General features: G+C 49.7%; 16 protein-coding genes. 9 read left to right on the top strand and 7 right to left on the bottom strand.

The window, feature by feature from the left end; genetic code table 11:
* Positions 1 to 8: 8 nt before the first annotated feature.
* Positions 9 to 1,124, top strand: a complete 1,116-nt coding sequence (locus AC2204_RS10435; protein ID WP_318925433.1) for a mechanosensitive ion channel family protein — start codon at positions 9 to 11, stop codon at positions 1,122 to 1,124.
* A gap of 169 nt (positions 1,125 to 1,293) precedes the next feature.
* Positions 1,294 to 2,481, top strand: a complete 1,188-nt coding sequence (locus AC2204_RS10430) for a BaiN/RdsA family NAD(P)/FAD-dependent oxidoreductase (protein WP_318925432.1) — start codon at positions 1,294 to 1,296, stop codon at positions 2,479 to 2,481.
* Positions 2,482 to 2,529: 48 nt separating this feature from the next.
* On the opposite strand, the gene AC2204_RS10425 is transcribed toward AC2204_RS10430, so the two are convergent.
* From AC2204_RS10425 to AC2204_RS10400, 6 genes are all read right to left on the bottom strand, one after another.
* Positions 2,530 to 3,111 carry a TetR/AcrR family transcriptional regulator gene (locus tag AC2204_RS10425; protein WP_318925431.1) on the bottom strand — a complete coding sequence of 194 codons (582 nt, stop codon included), beginning with the start codon at positions 3,109 to 3,111 and terminating at the stop codon, positions 2,530 to 2,532.
* A 90-nt stretch (positions 3,112 to 3,201) separates the two neighbouring features.
* Entirely contained in the window at positions 3,202 to 4,635 is a 1,434-nt protein-coding gene (locus AC2204_RS10420; RefSeq protein WP_318925430.1) for a coniferyl aldehyde dehydrogenase, read from the bottom strand.
* Between the two features lie 138 nt (positions 4,636 to 4,773).
* Positions 4,774 to 5,352 (bottom strand): tRNA-uridine aminocarboxypropyltransferase, encoded by a 579-nt coding sequence (locus AC2204_RS10415; RefSeq protein ID WP_318925429.1) that lies wholly within the window; start codon positions 5,350 to 5,352, stop codon positions 4,774 to 4,776.
* 97 nt (positions 5,353 to 5,449) lie between these two features.
* The gene (locus tag AC2204_RS10410; protein WP_318925428.1) at positions 5,450 to 6,496 is read right to left on the bottom strand and encodes a COG3650 family protein; all 1,047 of its coding nucleotides are present in this window, start codon (positions 6,494 to 6,496) and stop codon (positions 5,450 to 5,452) included.
* Positions 6,497 to 6,575: 79 nt separating this feature from the next.
* A complete protein-coding gene (locus tag AC2204_RS10405; protein ID WP_318925427.1) occupies positions 6,576 to 7,373 on the bottom strand; it encodes a Cof-type HAD-IIB family hydrolase in 798 nt (265 codons plus the stop codon).
* A 114-nt stretch (positions 7,374 to 7,487) separates the two neighbouring features.
* Entirely contained in the window at positions 7,488 to 8,516 is a 1,029-nt protein-coding gene (locus tag AC2204_RS10400) for an alpha/beta fold hydrolase (RefSeq protein ID WP_318925426.1), read from the bottom strand.
* 249 nt (positions 8,517 to 8,765) lie between these two features.
* On the opposite strand from AC2204_RS10400, the gene rhtB reads away from it, so the two are divergent.
* The 3 genes from rhtB to AC2204_RS10385 all read left to right on the top strand — a co-directional run bounded on the left by rhtB (position 8,766) and on the right by AC2204_RS10385 (position 11,875).
* Entirely contained in the window at positions 8,766 to 9,383 is a 618-nt protein-coding gene (gene rhtB / locus AC2204_RS10395) for a homoserine/homoserine lactone efflux protein (RefSeq protein ID WP_318925425.1), read from the top strand.
* A 107-nt stretch (positions 9,384 to 9,490) separates the two neighbouring features.
* Complete coding sequence (locus AC2204_RS10390) at positions 9,491 to 10,711, top strand: EAL and HDOD domain-containing protein (protein WP_318925424.1); 1,221 nt, start codon at positions 9,491 to 9,493, stop codon at positions 10,709 to 10,711.
* 159 nt (positions 10,712 to 10,870) lie between these two features.
* Entirely contained in the window at positions 10,871 to 11,875 is a 1,005-nt protein-coding gene (locus tag AC2204_RS10385; protein ID WP_318925423.1) for an acyltransferase, read from the top strand.
* A 33-nt stretch (positions 11,876 to 11,908) separates the two neighbouring features.
* Here the strand turns inward: AC2204_RS10385 and AC2204_RS10380 are convergent, their stop codons facing one another.
* Entirely contained in the window at positions 11,909 to 12,241 is a 333-nt protein-coding gene (locus AC2204_RS10380; protein ID WP_318925422.1) for a DUF2500 domain-containing protein, read from the bottom strand.
* A gap of 257 nt (positions 12,242 to 12,498) precedes the next feature.
* Between AC2204_RS10380 and AC2204_RS10375 the strand changes: the two genes are divergently transcribed.
* The 4 genes from AC2204_RS10375 to AC2204_RS10360 all read left to right on the top strand — a co-directional run bounded on the left by AC2204_RS10375 (position 12,499) and on the right by AC2204_RS10360 (position 15,389).
* Positions 12,499 to 12,867 carry a DUF4145 domain-containing protein gene (locus tag AC2204_RS10375; RefSeq protein ID WP_318925421.1) on the top strand — a complete coding sequence of 123 codons (369 nt, stop codon included), beginning with the start codon at positions 12,499 to 12,501 and terminating at the stop codon, positions 12,865 to 12,867.
* A 1,130-nt stretch (positions 12,868 to 13,997) separates the two neighbouring features.
* Entirely contained in the window at positions 13,998 to 14,621 is a 624-nt protein-coding gene (locus AC2204_RS10370) for a lysoplasmalogenase (RefSeq protein WP_318925420.1), read from the top strand.
* Positions 14,622 to 14,710: 89 nt separating this feature from the next.
* Positions 14,711 to 15,043, top strand: coding sequence for a putative signal transducing protein (locus AC2204_RS10365; RefSeq protein ID WP_318925419.1), 333 nt, complete (start codon positions 14,711 to 14,713; stop codon positions 15,041 to 15,043).
* A gap of 103 nt (positions 15,044 to 15,146) precedes the next feature.
* A complete protein-coding gene (locus AC2204_RS10360) occupies positions 15,147 to 15,389 on the top strand; it encodes a YecH family metal-binding protein (protein WP_318925418.1) in 243 nt (80 codons plus the stop codon).
* The last annotated feature ends 148 nt before the right edge of the window (positions 15,390 to 15,537 follow it).

Genomic DNA, 15,537 nt, shown 5'->3' with positions numbered 1-15,537 from the left:
GGTTTTTTATGAGTAAATTGATGCAATGGTGGTTATCCCTGGAGCAAGGGGGCAGCCACGACTGGATGTCTAATGTTGGCCTGCTACTGGTGTTAAGCGTTATTTTATGGGGATCCTGGTTACTGATCACCCGACGCCTGTCTCATATGGCGGAAAAAACACGGATAATATGGGACGATGCACTGGTGGCAGCGGTACGTCGTCCGGTCAGCTGGTTGATCTGGCTGTGGCCTGCCGTGCTCTCTGTCGGGATCATTATTGATAATACCAGTCAATATCCGACGACCTTTCTGGCTGTGGTCCGCCAGTTGTTACTGCTCTGGACGTTTTCCTGGGTGCTGCTCCGCCTGATCAGCAATGTCGAAGCCGGCATGTTGGTCACCGCGAAAGACGCTACCACCATCCATGCGGTTTCTAAAATATTGCGCCTGATAGTGGTGGTGATCGCTGCCCTGGTGATGATGCAGAATCTTGGCCTCAGTCTGTCCGGGGTACTCACTTTTGGTGGTGTCGGCGGCTTGGTTGTCGGTATGGCTGCCAAGGACTTACTGGCTAACTTCTTCGGCGGCATGATGATCTATCTAGACCGCCCGTTTAAAGTGGGTGACTGGATCCGCAGTCCGGATCGCGAGATTGAAGGAACGGTTGAACGGATTGGTTTCCGGGTGACCGTGATCCGTACCTTTGATAAACGTCCGCTCTATGTACCGAACTCGGTGTTCAGCTCTATTGTGGTTGAGAATCCCTCCCGGATGTTCAATCGCCGGATAAAACAGAAAATCGGCCTGCGCTTTCGCGATGCCGCGGTAGTCGGCGATGTGGTGAACGACATTAAAGTCATGCTGCGCCAGCATCCGGAGATTGATACTGGCCAGACCCTGATTGTCAGCTTTGATAATTACGGTCCGTCATCGCTCGATATTCTGGTTTATACCTTTACCCACACCATTGACTGGATCACTTACAAAGAGGTTCAGCAAGATGTGATGCTTAAAATTGTCGACGTGGTACATCGTCATGGCGCTGATTTCGCCTTCCCGACCACGACGCTGCATATGGCAGAGCCGTCAATGGCAGCAATGGGGAATGCGTTTTCCGAGCTGGAGTCATCGCCGTATTCTTAATTACCGATGCCCACGCCATCCCAAGCTGTAACTTCCTCCGGGGATAGAATTACGTTTGGTATTCACGGGCGAGGCGGTTAAAATAAGTGCAATTATTGAGAGGGATGCTGACCGATAGGTATGGGCATCCCTTTTTCATTGCAAGGTGATTCAGGGTTTAGGTACAGAGATGGCAGACAAGTTTGATGTAGTGATTATTGGTGCAGGCGCGGCAGGGCTGATGTGCGCGGCGGAAGCGGGTAAACGTGGCCGCTCTGTGCTGGTGGTCGATCACGGTAAAAAACCGGGACGGAAAATTCTGATCTCCGGCGGTGGCCGCTGTAACTTTACCAACTATGATGTGGCGGCGAATAATTTCGTCTGCCGCAACCCGCACTTTGTGAAATCGGCACTGTCGCAATACACCCAGTGGGACTTTATTGCGATGATTGCCAAGCATGACATTGGCTATGAAGAGCGCGATCACGGCCAGCTATTTTGCGAAGATTCTGCCAAAGAAATCGTCAGCATGCTGCTGGCAGAGTGTGATCTGCCAACGGTAGAGCAGCGCTATCGCTGTGAAGTACACAGTATCAGCAAGACGGAAACTGGCTTTAGCCTCAAGCTCAACGCCAATACCGTCGAATGTGAGTCGTTGGTGATTGCCACTGGTGGGCTGTCGATGCCCAAGCTGGGTGCAACCCCGTTTGGCTATCAGGTTGCTGAGCAGTTTGGCCTGAAAATGGTGCCGACCACGGCCGGACTGGTGCCCTTTACTTTGCATAAAGAAGAAAAAGAGGCGTTTGCTGAATTATCGGGCATAGCGATCCCGGTGGCGGTTGACGCCGAAGACGGCACTCATTTTAAGGAAAACCTGCTTTTTACTCACCGCGGCTTGTCCGGTCCGGTGATTCTGCAGATCTCGTCTTACTGGACGCCGGGGCAGAAGGTGACCATTGATTTACTGCCGGATCTCGATCTGGCGGAAACCCTCAACGTTATGCGCGAGACACACCCGAACCAGAGCCTGAAAAACGCGCTCTCGCGGCTATTGCCAAAACGCCTGATTGAGGCCCTGATTGAGCGTGGGGATCTGTCAGACAAGCCGTTGAAGCAGTATAACGAGAAAGAGATCACCGCGCTGGCGGCATATTTCCATCAGTGGGCTATCGCGCCAAACGGCACGGAAGGCTACCGCACGGCAGAAGTGACCCTGGGCGGCGTCGATACCGATGAGCTGTCATCAAAAACCATGGAAGCGAAGAAAGTGCCGGGTCTGTTCTTTGCGGGCGAGGTGATGGACGTCAGCGGTTGGCTGGGCGGCTATAACTTCCAGTGGGCGTGGAGTTCCGGCTATGTCGCCGGTCAGCATGCGTAATTATGTAATTAGCGGGCTGAATAGAAACGGGAGCATGGCTCCCGTTTTTTATGCCAGCTCCCGGATGGCTGCCAACCCTTGCCAGAACATCTGAAACGCCCCGTCCTGATAGGCTTGCTGGCGCGCCAGTTCCGGTTGTTCAACAAACAGGGTTGCGGTTGCCAGGTAGTGATAGTGGCAATAGTTGAGTACCAGATCGAGTGGCAGGCTCGCCAGCTCCCCCTGCTGTTGCCCCTGTTTAATCACATCAATCAGAAAGGCCATGGAAGCGCTCATCACTTCTTGCTGCTGGCTGATGCCAAATTGCGGATTGTTGGCAATTTGCTGTAAAAACTGCAATTTCTGCGGGTTATCGACGGCCCATTGCAGGGCATGTTGCCAGTAATGGTGGACGAGCGCATGCAAATCATCATGAGCCTCGGGCTGGTCAATCGCCTGGCCGAGATCCGATTTGATTTCATGGTATAGCGTCATAACCAGTTCTTGTTTATTGGCAAAGTGGTGAAACAAGGTGCCTGTGGCGACATTGGCCTGCTTGGCGATTTTGGCGGTGGCGGTAGCCTGAATACCTTGCTCGACAAAAAGGCGGAGTGCGGTGTCTAACAGTTGCTGTTTCTTTTCAGTGGCCATATTGGGATGCTTCGGTTTGGTTTGTTAACACAGGGAACCAGTCTGGCAGAGCCAGACTGGTGCGGTACAGTTTTAGGGTAAAGACAAAGCTTAACGTAAAAAGAAAGCCAGCATCAGTTTTTGCAGCCAGCCACCGTAAGGGGGCGTAACCAGCTTGGCGGTATTGATTTTCCCCCGGCTGAGTACCGTCTTGGCCTTAGAAAAAGTCAGGAAGCCTTCTTTACCATGGTAGTGCCCCATCCCTGACGGTCCGACACCGCCAAATGGAGCATCATCGGCCGCGACATGGAATACCGTTTCATTGATGCACATACCACCGGCATGGCTGGTGGTTTTAACCCGTTGCTGCAGCTCAGCATCGAAGCTCATCAGATACAGGGCCAGCGGGCGGGGGCGTTGCTGGATGTATTCCAGTGCATCATTTACCTCACGGTAAGGGATAACGGGCAGTAACGGGCCAAAAATCTCTTCCTGCATTAGCGTCATTTCATCGTTGGTATCAAGCACCAGGTGGGTGATCATCCGGTGTTGCAGATCATCGCGGTTGTGCTCATGGCAAGGGATCACCGTGGCCCCTTTGTGTTCTGCCTCTTCGAGCCAGCTGCTCAGGCGCTGGTACTGGCGCTCATTGATGATTGAAGCAAAGTCTTGATTGGCAACACCCTTCGGATACATCTTATTGAACTGTTTTTTGTATTCCGCGACAAAGTTATCGACTTTATCTTCCGGCACCAAGACATAATCCGGTGCCACGCAGATCTGGCCGGCATTGAGGCTTTTGCCATAAATCATCCGCTCGACCGCAATATCAACCGGCATATCCGGGGCAATAAAGGCCGGTGATTTGCCGCCCAGCTCAAGGGTGACAGGGGTGAGATTATCGGCGGCGGCGTGCATGACATGGCGGCCGACGGCGGTAGAGCCGGTGAAAATCAGGTGATCAAACGGCAATGCGCTAAAGGCGGCGGCAACATCGGCCTCACCTTCAAAGACGGCCACTTGCTGGGGCTGGAAGATCTCAGTCAGTAATTCGCGCAACACTTTATTGGTGTGGGGGGTGAATTCACTGAGTTTGATCATCGCGCGGTTACCGGCAGCCAGGGCGGTAATTAACGGGCCAATGCTCAGCATCACCGGGAAGTTCCACGGTACCACAATACCGATGACGCCGAGAGGCTGGTAAACCACTTCGACTTTTCCCGGGGCCAGCAATAAGCCGGCATGACGCTTAGACGGCTTCATCCATTTCTTCAGGTGCCTGATGGTATAATTGATATTCATCACGCAAGGCAGGATATCGGCCATTACGCTGTCTTGCTGGCTGCGCTGGCCATAGTCCTGATTGAGCGCTTCACATAATGCGGTTTTATGCTGGAGCAAGGCGTGTTTGAGTGCTTTCAGCTGGCTGATCCGCAGCGCGTGATCCGGCATCGGCTGGGCCTGAAAGCGGCTGCGTTGCTCTTTTAATGTCTTTTGCATGGCTGCATTATCTAAATTGCTGACTACCGGTTCTGCCATTGTCATCACTGTTCCCTCTCTGCTTTCCATGTTATGCCGGACACACGGTATGAAACCGACTGATTGGTCGGTTAAAGTGTAGTGGATAAACAGGCAGAAGCAACCTTATTCATATTTGGCCGTCATTGGTTGTCGCATTAATGATTATTGCTTGGTATGGCCGCTTTTATCGGCATGGAATACGTTGTTAAATGCAGTGAAATAGCGATGAAGCTGTGCGGCTTGTTGCGGTTCCGCCAGAAGTTCCAGTAGCGCAATGCCGGCTTCACAGGTACACAGGTTGCCGGCTTGCTGGTTGCGTCTTAGCTGGTAGGCCGATGTCTGTTGCGGGGTTAAGGCCAGTCGTGGCAGCGCTGCCAGCCAGGGGCTTTTGCGCACCATTTTCCGTGCTTCCTGCCAGGTGGCATCGAGGAGCACAAACAGCGGGATTGTGCCGGGTGCGGGTTGAAAAGGACTGGCCGGGTGCTGTTCATCGCTGGGAAATAACAGCCAGGGCTGAAACTGACTGTCGCTGAGCTGTTGCAATAATGCTTGCGGCGGATTGACCCGATCCCAGCGGTAACGTTGGCAATGCGGCAGAGTGCGCTCTAACAGAACGCCGGTATTGGTCTCTTTATGGCATTCTTTGGGGTGGGTGAGCAGGATAAAGTGAGCTCTGCAGCTCAGTTGCGGCTCAACATGACAGATGCAGTTATGGTGAAAGCCACAGCGCGGGCAAGACATAATATGGTTTCTCTGGAAAAGTTGGAGTATATCACCGGGGGAAGTCTGGCATATCCCCGGTGAGAAGAGCAAGCGAGCGGATTGCGGCTGCCGGTGATTATTGCTTGTCTAACTGTAACCCCTCACGGCCTAAGCTGTAGGTCTGGCCGTTGATCCTTTCTTCATACACACTGAGATGCCTGCCGGTGAGGGTAAACAGGCGCTCACTGTTGAGGCGTCGCCCCTGATGTTCGGTCATCATCACCTGTACGGTATTTTCTCCCGCCTGTTGCCAGAAGCCGGTTTCCACAATACTGGGATCCTCATTCTGATAATCATAGGTTGTGATGGCGGAGTGATCCGGGTTAAGGGTGACAATGGTGGTCAGCCCTGAGGTGCCCTGCGATTTGCTACGGTATTGGCCGGCCCAGTGCTGGGTGACATCCGTTGCGCCTAAGGTCGCACAGCCCTGATACCGCTTGCCTTGCCATTGCAGCACTGACCGCCAACCGAACAGGGTATCGCTCATGGTGTCGTTACATTGTGCTTGGGTTAAGGTGAGATCGAAGCCTTTGCCATGGTATTGCTGTTTGCCGGCAACGGCCGATTGGCTGGTGATGGCTTGACTCTGGCGATCCTGTCCTATTTGCAGCAGGGTAACCTGACTGTCTTTAATTTCAGCGGCCCAGCCAGGCTCATTGCCAAAAGCGCGGGTGGTGTGCGGGGCTTGCTTGCACCCGTCGCTCATTTCGGCTGAAATCAGGTTGATCTGTTTGGTGTTAAAACGACCGTCATAGTCGGCCGCGAACCCTTGGGTCGGTGCGGGCTCTAAGTAACCGATCACTTCGGCATACATGGCCTGATACCCTCGCGGGGTGCTCTGGGCCAGTGCTTCACGATCGGAAATCGGCGTAGTGAGCCAGTATTGCTGGCTGCTGCCACACGGTTGGATGCTGTTGCTTTCATGGCCGAGGATGACCATACCGCGCATCATAAAGGCCTGAATGGTTGTGCCATCAGCTGTTTTGTCTGTCAATGTGGGGGTGGTTTCGAGGGCGCTTGAAGCAATTGCGTCTGAAGGCACCGGTGATGAGGCTGTTGAGCAGCCCGTTAAGACGGCAATTGCAGCAAAGGGTAAGGCTAGCCGAATCCATGGGTGTGTCATTCAAATACCTCTTCACGATCAACGGTTCGTTAACCACAAAAAAGCTGCACTTAGCAGCTTTTTGGGGCAGGGTGGCGTATTACAATAAGTTGTTAGCGAGGTAATGGGCGACCGCTTCATCACTACTAGAGCCGATGACTTCATGATTTGGCAGGGCTTTTTTCACTTTCTCGTGGGAGGTGCCCATCACCAGCCCTTTACCGGCCATGGTTAACAGTTCGACATCATTCATACCGTCACCGAAAGCAATACAATCATTCAGCGCATGGCCTTTTTCCTCGGCAACCGCTTTCAGCGCATGGCCTTTGGAGACGCCGGCATCCATTACTTCCAAGCACCACGGGGTTGAGAACGCAATGTTGGCCCGCCCAGCCAGTTGCTCGTTGAATCGGTTTTCCCATGTCACCAGTTTATCGTGATCTGCGTCATGGCGAATAAAGAAGACCTTGGCAACCCCTTCCAGTGGCGGGTTGTTGACGTCAAAAAGCTGGTAGCTAAAGTTGTCATGAAAATCTTTTAAACTGTCGTCTTCTTCGCTGAGCAGCCAGTCATCATTACGATAAATATGGATTTTCATTTCATTATCGTCTTTGGTCATCTCAATGAGTGTTTTAACAACCTCTGCCGGAACATCCTGTTGGAATACCACCTCCCCCTGACTGTTGTGTACCCGGGCACCGTTTGAGGTGATCATATAGGCAGGGATCCCCAGTTGCTCACGCATGTTCGCGACATCGATGTGATGACGACCGGTGGCAAAAACAAAGTCTTTGCCTTGCTGGTGTAAGCGGTTTAGCACATCTTTGGTGAATGGGGTGATTTTATGGTCCGGGGTTAACAGCGTACCGTCTAGATCTGAAGCAACAATTTTGTACATGGAAACTCTCGATAATAGGAACGGGGGACGGTGCAGGTCGTCTGGCCTGTACCTAATTAGTATGATGAATTTTAAACTACTTCTCGTCAGAAAAAAGAGGCTATTATTATGTTTTTACACTTCCGCCTTTTTGTCCGGCTCTGCTGTCCTTTTAAGGGTATTCTGGTTCAGGTGCAAGAGGGTCGCTGCCAGTACCGGATTACGGTATTGGTCTTGCTCAAACAGCAGTTCATGGCGGGCGCCTTCAATGATTTTCAGCTGGCAAGGACGGTCGGCCTGAAGCATGGCCCGATAAAAGCGCAGGTGGGCCAGGTTATCAACAATATGATCGGCACTACCCTGGAGAAGTAAAATGGGCGTGGTGATTTGCGCGGCCTGCTTAATACAGCGGTTAGCCGCAGCCAGACCTTGCCAGACCCAACGGGCACTCGGGCCGCCGATTTTCAGCTCCGGTTTGTTCTCATACAGGTCGCGGAACCACTCATAGCGGACCTGGCTCTGACAAAGCGGGTTGCCGATGAAGGGTTTAGGATAATAAGGTACCTGCCCCGGTGCGTAATCTGGCTGGCGCCGCAATTGCTCGACGACTCTGGCGAGCGGTGAGGCAATAGGCTTCATCCAGTTTGACACTCGGATACCGTGCATTGGTGCACTCAGGACGGCGCTATCGATCAGCGTCGGATACTGAGCCAGAAACAGGGTGGCAATTGTGCCGCCCATAGAGTGGCCCAGCATGAAGTGTTGCAGGTAACCTTTCGGTTTGACCACGGTATCGAAAAAGGTTTTGAGATCGCTGACATAGTCATCAAATTCTTCAACATGGCCCAACTCGGTATCTGGTGTCAGACGATCAGAAATACCCTGACCGCGGTGATCCAGGGCATATACGTCATAACCTTGCTTGATTAAATCGTAAAATAGCTCCTGGTATTTCCAGTAACTCTCGACACGGCCGTTGACCACGATAATCGCTTTGTCATGATTATAACCGGTCAGGCTGACCCAGCCGATATTGAGATCATCGACCCCCTGAAACATGCCTTCCTGCCGATGTTGCCACATGCTAGCGACCGGGCCTGCCATGGTCTCGGTGAACTGGAACTCCTGAGTAAAATCAAAGTAATGGGGTGGTTGGGCTGTCATGTAATCCCTTAGTTTGGCAAACCATAATGTTGATACTGGCGATTGATATTAAAAAGTATAACCCAATCCCTCTGGTATTAAGCAATACCTGAGGGATTGGTTCAGATGCTTATCCCGATTGTTCAAACAGCGCGATATTTATCAGAGCTTAAGTTAGGATCAGGTAGAATAATTAAAACCTGATTGCTATAAATCGTTTTTTGGTGCCATTGATCGGGTTATTGGCTGTAATTAGTATGGAGTGTTGTTGTGAATATTGACGTTTGGTTGGCCTATCTGGCGACGGCTGTGGTTTTCAGTTTTGCCCCGGGTTCGGGCACCGTTAATTCTATCAGTAATGGTATGGTTTATGGTTTTCGTAAGTCCCTGGCGTCTATTTTAGGTCTGCAGATTGGCTTGGCTTTCCATATTATTTTGGTGGGGGTCGGGCTGGGGGCGATTGTCGCGCAGTCGGCACTGGCGTTTACGGTGATCAAATGGGTCGGTGTGGTGTATCTTATCTGGCTTGGCGTGCAGAAGTGGCGTGAAAAAGCGACCTTTGATGTGAATCGTTCAGCGCAACCCGTTTCTGCCGGCTCGCTGTTTCGTCAGGCTGTGATGGTGAATATTACTAATCCTAAAACAATTGTGTTTCTGGTCGCTTTATTCCCTCAGTTCCTTAATCCGGCTGAACCACAAATGGTGCAAATAACCGTGCTGGGTATTACCACCGTTGTTATCGATACTTGTGTAATGTTGTGTTATGTCACGTTGGCATCGAGATTAACGGGGTATATTCGCTCATCTCGTGTCATGGATACCTTAAATCGTGTCTTTGGTTCCATGTTTATTGGCTGTGGTGCTTTACTCGCTTCTGCTCGTGCTTAATGATGGAGCGTCAGACGCTATCGTTCGTTGTTTACCGTTATTCTGATATGATCTGAACAGTTGCTCGATCATCATATTATGGATTAAAAGGATAATTACAGTCACTCATGTATTCTTATGTCGCTCGTCAGCCTATTTTTAACCGTCAGCAACGCACTGTCGGTTACGAGCTGCTATTTCGTGATGGAGAGAATAATGCGTTTCCGTTAATTGAAGCCAATAAAGCAACCTGCCGGCTGTTGGTAGAAAATTATATGGCCGTGGGAGATAACCTCGCCACTTCCGGTCAGCGCACCTTTATCAACTTCCCCCATGAGAGCCTGATTAAGTCACTGCCTCTGATGCTGCCGAAAAATCGGGTCATCATTGAAGTACTGGAAACCTGTGTACCTGATGACGAATTGTTTGAGGCCATTAAATTTTTACACAGCACTGGCTATGTGATTGCCCTTGATGATTTCGAACTGTCTGAACAGTGGCTGCGTTTCTTCCCGTATGTGCACATTATCAAACTGGATTTAATAACACTGGGGGTGGATCAAGCCTGTCAGTTCGTGGCTCGGTATCAGAAGCATAAGCTGAAGTTTCTGGCCGAAAAAGTGGAAACCCATCAAGATTTTGAAACCGCCTACCGGGCAGGGTTCCATTTTTTCCAGGGGTATTACTTCAGTAAGCCGGAGCTGCTGAAGAATCGTCAGGTAGAACCCAAAAAGCTGACCACAGTACGTCTCTTGCAGGAGATCTGCCGTGAGCCGGTTGACTTTCAACGGGTAGAACAGATCATCGGTAGCGATGTCTCACTGTCTTATCTGTTACTGCGTTACGTGAATGCGGCAAGTACCCGCACTATTGAGCCGATCAGTTCGTTCAAACAGGCATTGGTGTATCTGGGAGAAGATAAAATCCGGATGTTTGTCGGTGTGGTTGCCACGGCACATGCCGCGCTGGATAAGCCCAAAGAGCTATATTCGCAGTCATTGCAGCGGGCGCGGATGTGTGAGGTACTGGCAAGAAATAGCAGCCTTAACGCAAAAGCCGATCAGGCCTTTCTCATCGGGATGTTTTCATTGCTTGATGCGTTGCTGGATAACTCTCTGGAACAGCTGGTGGCATTATTGCCGCTGGAGCAGGAGGTGGAAGTGGCGTTGCTGAACCATCAGGGGCTACTGGGTCAGGTGCTCGACCTGTTAGATGCCTATGACCATGCCGACTGGCCGCGAGTCACTGAGTGTTGCCATGACTTAGGTATTAAAGAAGATTTGGTTGCAACCAGTTATCGGCAGGCCGTGATCTGGGCTGCGAAATATAGCCGGTATTCATCACTATAATTCCCTCTCAGTAAAGACATGGCCGAAGAGCAGCAGCGCAGACAGCATATTATCTTATCCCTATTCTCCGGATCATCCTGACGGGCTGACTGCTATATTCAGAGGCGAGAGGTGAGATCGTAGCGTCTTTCGGCAAGGGCCCGGCAGGAGGTGTAGATCGTGAGAGAGAAAGTGTGGTTTTTTGATCTGTTGCGATGTCTGGCAGCGGTGGCGGTGGTAGTGATCCATGTGCTGGGGCCGTACCGTGATCAGCTCGGGGTGATCACCGATAATGAATGGATCACGGCCATCAGCTTTAACAGCTTCAGCCGCTGGGCAGTACCGATATTTATTATGATCACCGGTGCCCTGATGCTGAGTGATGCCCGTGATTTTGAGGCCAAATACTATGTGAAACGCCGTTTGGGCAAAGTGCTGCTGCCCTTTTTAGTCTGGTCAGTGTTCTATTCGGTATTATCCGGACTGACCCGGGCCGGCTTTGATCCTGCCGTGGCGTTGCAAACCCTGCAAGCCTTACCGGTACATGAAACCTACTACCATCTGGGCTTTTTCTACTATTTTATTCCGCTCTATTTTGTTGTGCCGTTCTTCCAATGGCTGGTGCGAAAGTATGACCGTGGCAGTGTGGTTGGCATCACCGGCGTCTGGTTAGCCCTGACAACCTTATTTCTGTTCAAGGTGGATGGATTTTGGAGCCATGAACTGATCCTTTACAGCGGTTACCTGCTGTTAGGCTACTGCCTTTTTCGGTTTCGCTGGCCTTCACTGCCATGGTTACTACCGCTGGGTATTGCGGCATTGCTGTTAACAGACTACATGGTGGTGAGCAACAGCCTGATGAACGGGGAGTACACGGTCGGTCGCTGGCTCTCGTATAAAACGTTGAACACAGTGCTTATCGCCGCGATGATATTTGCCGTATGCCAGCGCTATGGTGAACAGCCGGGTGAATTCTGGCGGCAAAAACTGGCGTTTATGAGTCGCTACAGCTTAGGGATTTACTTATTGCATCCGGTATTTTTATGGCCAGTCAGAGAGTTTAGCCTCTATTTTGCCCATCCCATTATTATGATCCCGTTCTGGACCTTGATCTGTGGCGGGCTTGCCCTGATAGCCAGCTGGCTGTTAGCAAAAAGCAGTAAGACTGCCTGGCTGGTGCCTTAACCAGCCAGAAAGACCAGAGATGCCAAGGCCGGGTTAGTCTCTTTGCAAAGCGAAGTGAACAAAAGTGCGGCCTTTGTAGGTCATAATCCCTTTATCGCCGGGATTTAAGGCGTGATAGTAGTGAATACCCACCATGAATTCACGCTTAGGGCCCCCTTGTTCGGGCTGGACATAAATCCAATAGTCTTCGTTATCTTCGCCTGGCTGCGCACCGATAACGGGGACATTCTGCTTATCTAAAATCTCGACTTTAATTTTTTTTTCCGGAGCGCTTTCACCCAGAATATGGCGACGATAAAATCTCACATAGTAAAAAACAGAAACAATGAGTAGCGTGACGATAGCCAGAATAATCCATATTGGCACCAGTTATCTCCTTAGCAGGCTCGGTAACGTTTTGTAAAACAGCATTATTATCTGCTCAACCTGAGAACGATATCAGCAGGCGATGAATTCGTGATCCTGGCAGGATTTTCGGGCGAACAGCGCAAGGAAATCGGACACTGAAGTATAATTGTAATATCAGGACAGCAACGATTCGGTTGTAAATCAGTGTCAGCATGCTTTGCATGGCAGTCGACTCGCGCTAAGGTAAAACAAAGATCAGTCAGGAAGGAAAGCCTATGGCAAATATCGAAATGGTAGTGACACGCTCGCGGCGTATCGAGCATTTGCTTCGTCAACATTATCATGCAGAAGGAAAAGGACTTCACCAGTTAATCAATAGTTGCGAAGAGCGTCTGCCTCATGAAATTCTGCCAAAGCTGCGTTTTATTGCTTCAGTGCGCAATAAAACGGTGCATGAAGAGGGCTACCAGTTAGACGACAAACAAGGTTTTCTCAGTGCTTGTCATGATTGTGAAAAGGAACTGACTCCGCGGAGCGGACGCTTTGTCTGGAGCGCCGCTGTGTTACTGGTGCTGGGCTTTACTGCGCTGGCTATCTGGTTCTATTCCGTTCACTGGCATCATATTGTCTTATCCCCGAAATAGTTCTTAATCTTCTATCGCAATATGCCCTGGGCTCTGTTTTTGTAACAGGGCCTTTTTGTTTATCAATCTATTGTATTGACTGAATTACTACGGTTATCTGCTTGATCGCAGAGCATTTTCAGTGATTGAGAAAGTGCAGATGTGAGGTTGTTACAGGTAGAAAAATGGCTCCGAAAGGCGCCATTTCTATGAATTTTTATTTTGACTTAATAGATCACAGGCAGTGTCATCAGACCAACCACAACTGCGATCATCATAAGCCCTTGTTTTTGTGAAGGGGTTAACATTGGTAGGCTCCTTTGCTTGCTGCTCAATTGATCGTGTTAAAAACAATAGCATCTTTTTTGTTGGTTAGGCAATAGCTAGGCTTGTTTTTGTTTGATAAAAACAATTTACATGGCATTAACTGGCCTTTATCTGGTGGTTAAGCTGTGTTTTTTCTTGGTGATTTAAAAGCGTTCGAATTGGTCATTCCCTTACCGCCTCTGACTTAAGTATTTGTTTTTATATGTTTATATTTGGTTGGTAAGTGAGCGGTGTTGAAGGGGTGTTTGTTTTTTTTGAAATTTAGGATCAAATTTGGCGTGGGGCTGCTTAAGGGTTTTTAATGGGGGTTGGTTGTATGGTGAGAATCAACATAGTCAGCGTATATCGTCGAATTCAGCATAAAGTCTCCGATTTGGTTGGATTTTTTAGGCTGACAAGCTATAGATGAAAGACAATGTAGGGGAAAGGAGGTCGTTTGGTGGCGGGTAGGGTTTAATGTGGTTAGTCTGGGTTTTTTGGTGTTAAGTTATTAATATTAAATAATTATTTGTTATGATTTTTGTCGTAATATCGCTGTTATTTGCCTGGTATCTGATCCGTAAAGGTAAATAAAAGTGAATCAGAATCTAGTTGGGTTCAGTGAGCCGCTGTATCTGAGGGTTTCCCCCTTTGTTTGCTGTCATCGCAGGTCCGGAACAAGATAGCCCAACAGTGATGCCTGAATAGTATCAACGCTACCGGGATAGCAACTTGCTAGATTTAGTTACTGTTTTTCAATCGGGGTCTTGTTATCGAGGTTCCAAGCTAGACAATTCTGGTTTGGTTTTTAAACTGTCCCTGCTTATAACAACAACGGTGATCCTATGTGGGTTTGGTTAGCCATTTTTTTATCCGGTTTACTACATATTAATGCTGCCTACCATGGTCCTAAATGGCAGTTTTTTTTCTTTAAGCCATTTACCCTGTTTTTGCTTCTCTGTATTACGTGGCAGACAGGGCTGACTGGCTTTTATCAGCAGGTGATTTTTACGGGGTTGCTCTTCTCGATGGTTGGGGATGTGTTTTTAATGCTTCCTAAAGATCGTTTTATCCATGGGCTGGCTTGCTTCCTTCTGGCTCATATCGCGTATTCCGTGGCTTTCTGGAGTCAGCTTTCAGGAGGTATGGTGTGGTGGTTGCCGGCGATGTTGTTGGGTGGCGGGATCATTATTTTCTTATTATTGCTGCCTTCTCTGGGGCGTCTGATGCTGCCTGTGGCGGTTTATATTGTCATGATCGCCCAGATGACCTGGGCGGCCGGGGAATTCTGGCTAACAACGCATTCCACCACCGGCCTGCTGGCCTTTGTCGGGGCGTTAATTTTTATGGCTTCCGATACGATGCTGGCCGTTGACCGTTTTCGGGGGCCATTTAAACCCTCGACCGGTATTATTATGTCAACCTACTACCTGGCGCAGACACTGATCGTGGCGACGTTACTGTTCTGATTGGCATTGTGATAAAAAATAACAAAGCGAATCAGGGGCTTTATTCCCGTTATTGAATTGCACGGGCTCTTCCCGGTAAGGGGCTGGTAATGACAGGGCAATGGGTCAAGGTTTACAGCGCGGCGAATAATCTGGAAGCTCACACCCTGAAAGGGATGTTGGAGGGATCTCACATCGCGGTGCGGCTGAGTGGTGAGAATCTGGGGGCTGCTGCCGGAGAGCTGCCCGCTAATGTCGTGGAAGTGGGGTTATGGGTATCCGTTGAGCAAGTATTACCGGCGCGGCGACAGCTAGAAGATTATGAGCAGGCCGAATATACTCAATGGATGTGTCAGCAGTGCCGTGAAGTGAACGAAGGGCAATTTGAATTGTGCTGGCAGTGCGGACAAGATAAGCCATCGCCGCCAATAAAAGCGGGTTGAACTTATAACCTGCATTTTAAATGCCTTTATTTGTTCCTAGTCAAAACGACCCGCAGTCAACATGGTTAAATATGGTCAAGCCCCTTATGTTGCGAGTACTACGATGAGCCAATCAGTCCATGGTCACACTGTGTTGAATATGCTACTTGCGGAAGATACGTCATATACCTTAGCTTCGTTAAAACAAGCAATCGTCGCTGAATATGGTGAAGATGTCCGTTTCTACACCTGTAGCCAGCAAGACTTAACCTTTGATGCGTTGTTAGCATTTTTACTTGATCGCCAAAAAGTCGTTCAGGAGGGTGAAACAATCTCGGCGAATCGTGAACGTATGTGCAGTCACTAATTCGCTGACGGATAAAAAATAGCGGTTTAATTCTGATTGAGGTGGCAGTTTTCATCGCCACCTTTTTGTTCGTTTGTTATACTCCCCAGCTCTTAATCAGCTGTCCGGCTGATATTGTTGTTTTTCATCTTACTTCGTATTACGAATC

The organism is Photobacterium sp. (assembly GCF_057456235.1).
This window is presented reverse-complemented; position numbering and strand designations above follow the sequence as displayed.

Coding starts and splice junctions, on each gene's coding strand:
- AC2204_RS10390 (WP_318925424.1), top strand. CDS start 9,491: ATGTATTCTTATGTCGCTCGTCAGCCTATTTTTAACCGTCAGCAACGC.
- AC2204_RS10405 (WP_318925427.1), bottom strand. CDS start 7,373: ATGTACAAAATTGTTGCTTCAGATCTAGACGGTACGCTGTTAACCCCG.
- AC2204_RS10430 (WP_318925432.1), top strand. CDS start 1,294: ATGGCAGACAAGTTTGATGTAGTGATTATTGGTGCAGGCGCGGCAGGG.
- AC2204_RS10360 (WP_318925418.1), top strand. CDS start 15,147: ATGAGCCAATCAGTCCATGGTCACACTGTGTTGAATATGCTACTTGCG.
- AC2204_RS10410 (WP_318925428.1), bottom strand. CDS start 6,496: ATGACACACCCATGGATTCGGCTAGCCTTACCCTTTGCTGCAATTGCC.
- AC2204_RS10415 (WP_318925429.1), bottom strand. CDS start 5,352: ATGTCTTGCCCGCGCTGTGGCTTTCACCATAACTGCATCTGTCATGTT.
- AC2204_RS10435 (WP_318925433.1), top strand. CDS start 9: ATGAGTAAATTGATGCAATGGTGGTTATCCCTGGAGCAAGGGGGCAGC.
- AC2204_RS10425 (WP_318925431.1), bottom strand. CDS start 3,111: ATGGCCACTGAAAAGAAACAGCAACTGTTAGACACCGCACTCCGCCTT.
- AC2204_RS10375 (WP_318925421.1), top strand. CDS start 12,499: ATGGCAAATATCGAAATGGTAGTGACACGCTCGCGGCGTATCGAGCAT.
- AC2204_RS10370 (WP_318925420.1), top strand. CDS start 13,998: ATGTGGGTTTGGTTAGCCATTTTTTTATCCGGTTTACTACATATTAAT.
- AC2204_RS10400 (WP_318925426.1), bottom strand. CDS start 8,516: ATGACAGCCCAACCACCCCATTACTTTGATTTTACTCAGGAGTTCCAG.
- AC2204_RS10420 (WP_318925430.1), bottom strand. CDS start 4,635: ATGACAATGGCAGAACCGGTAGTCAGCAATTTAGATAATGCAGCCATG.
- AC2204_RS10365 (WP_318925419.1), top strand. CDS start 14,711: ATGACAGGGCAATGGGTCAAGGTTTACAGCGCGGCGAATAATCTGGAA.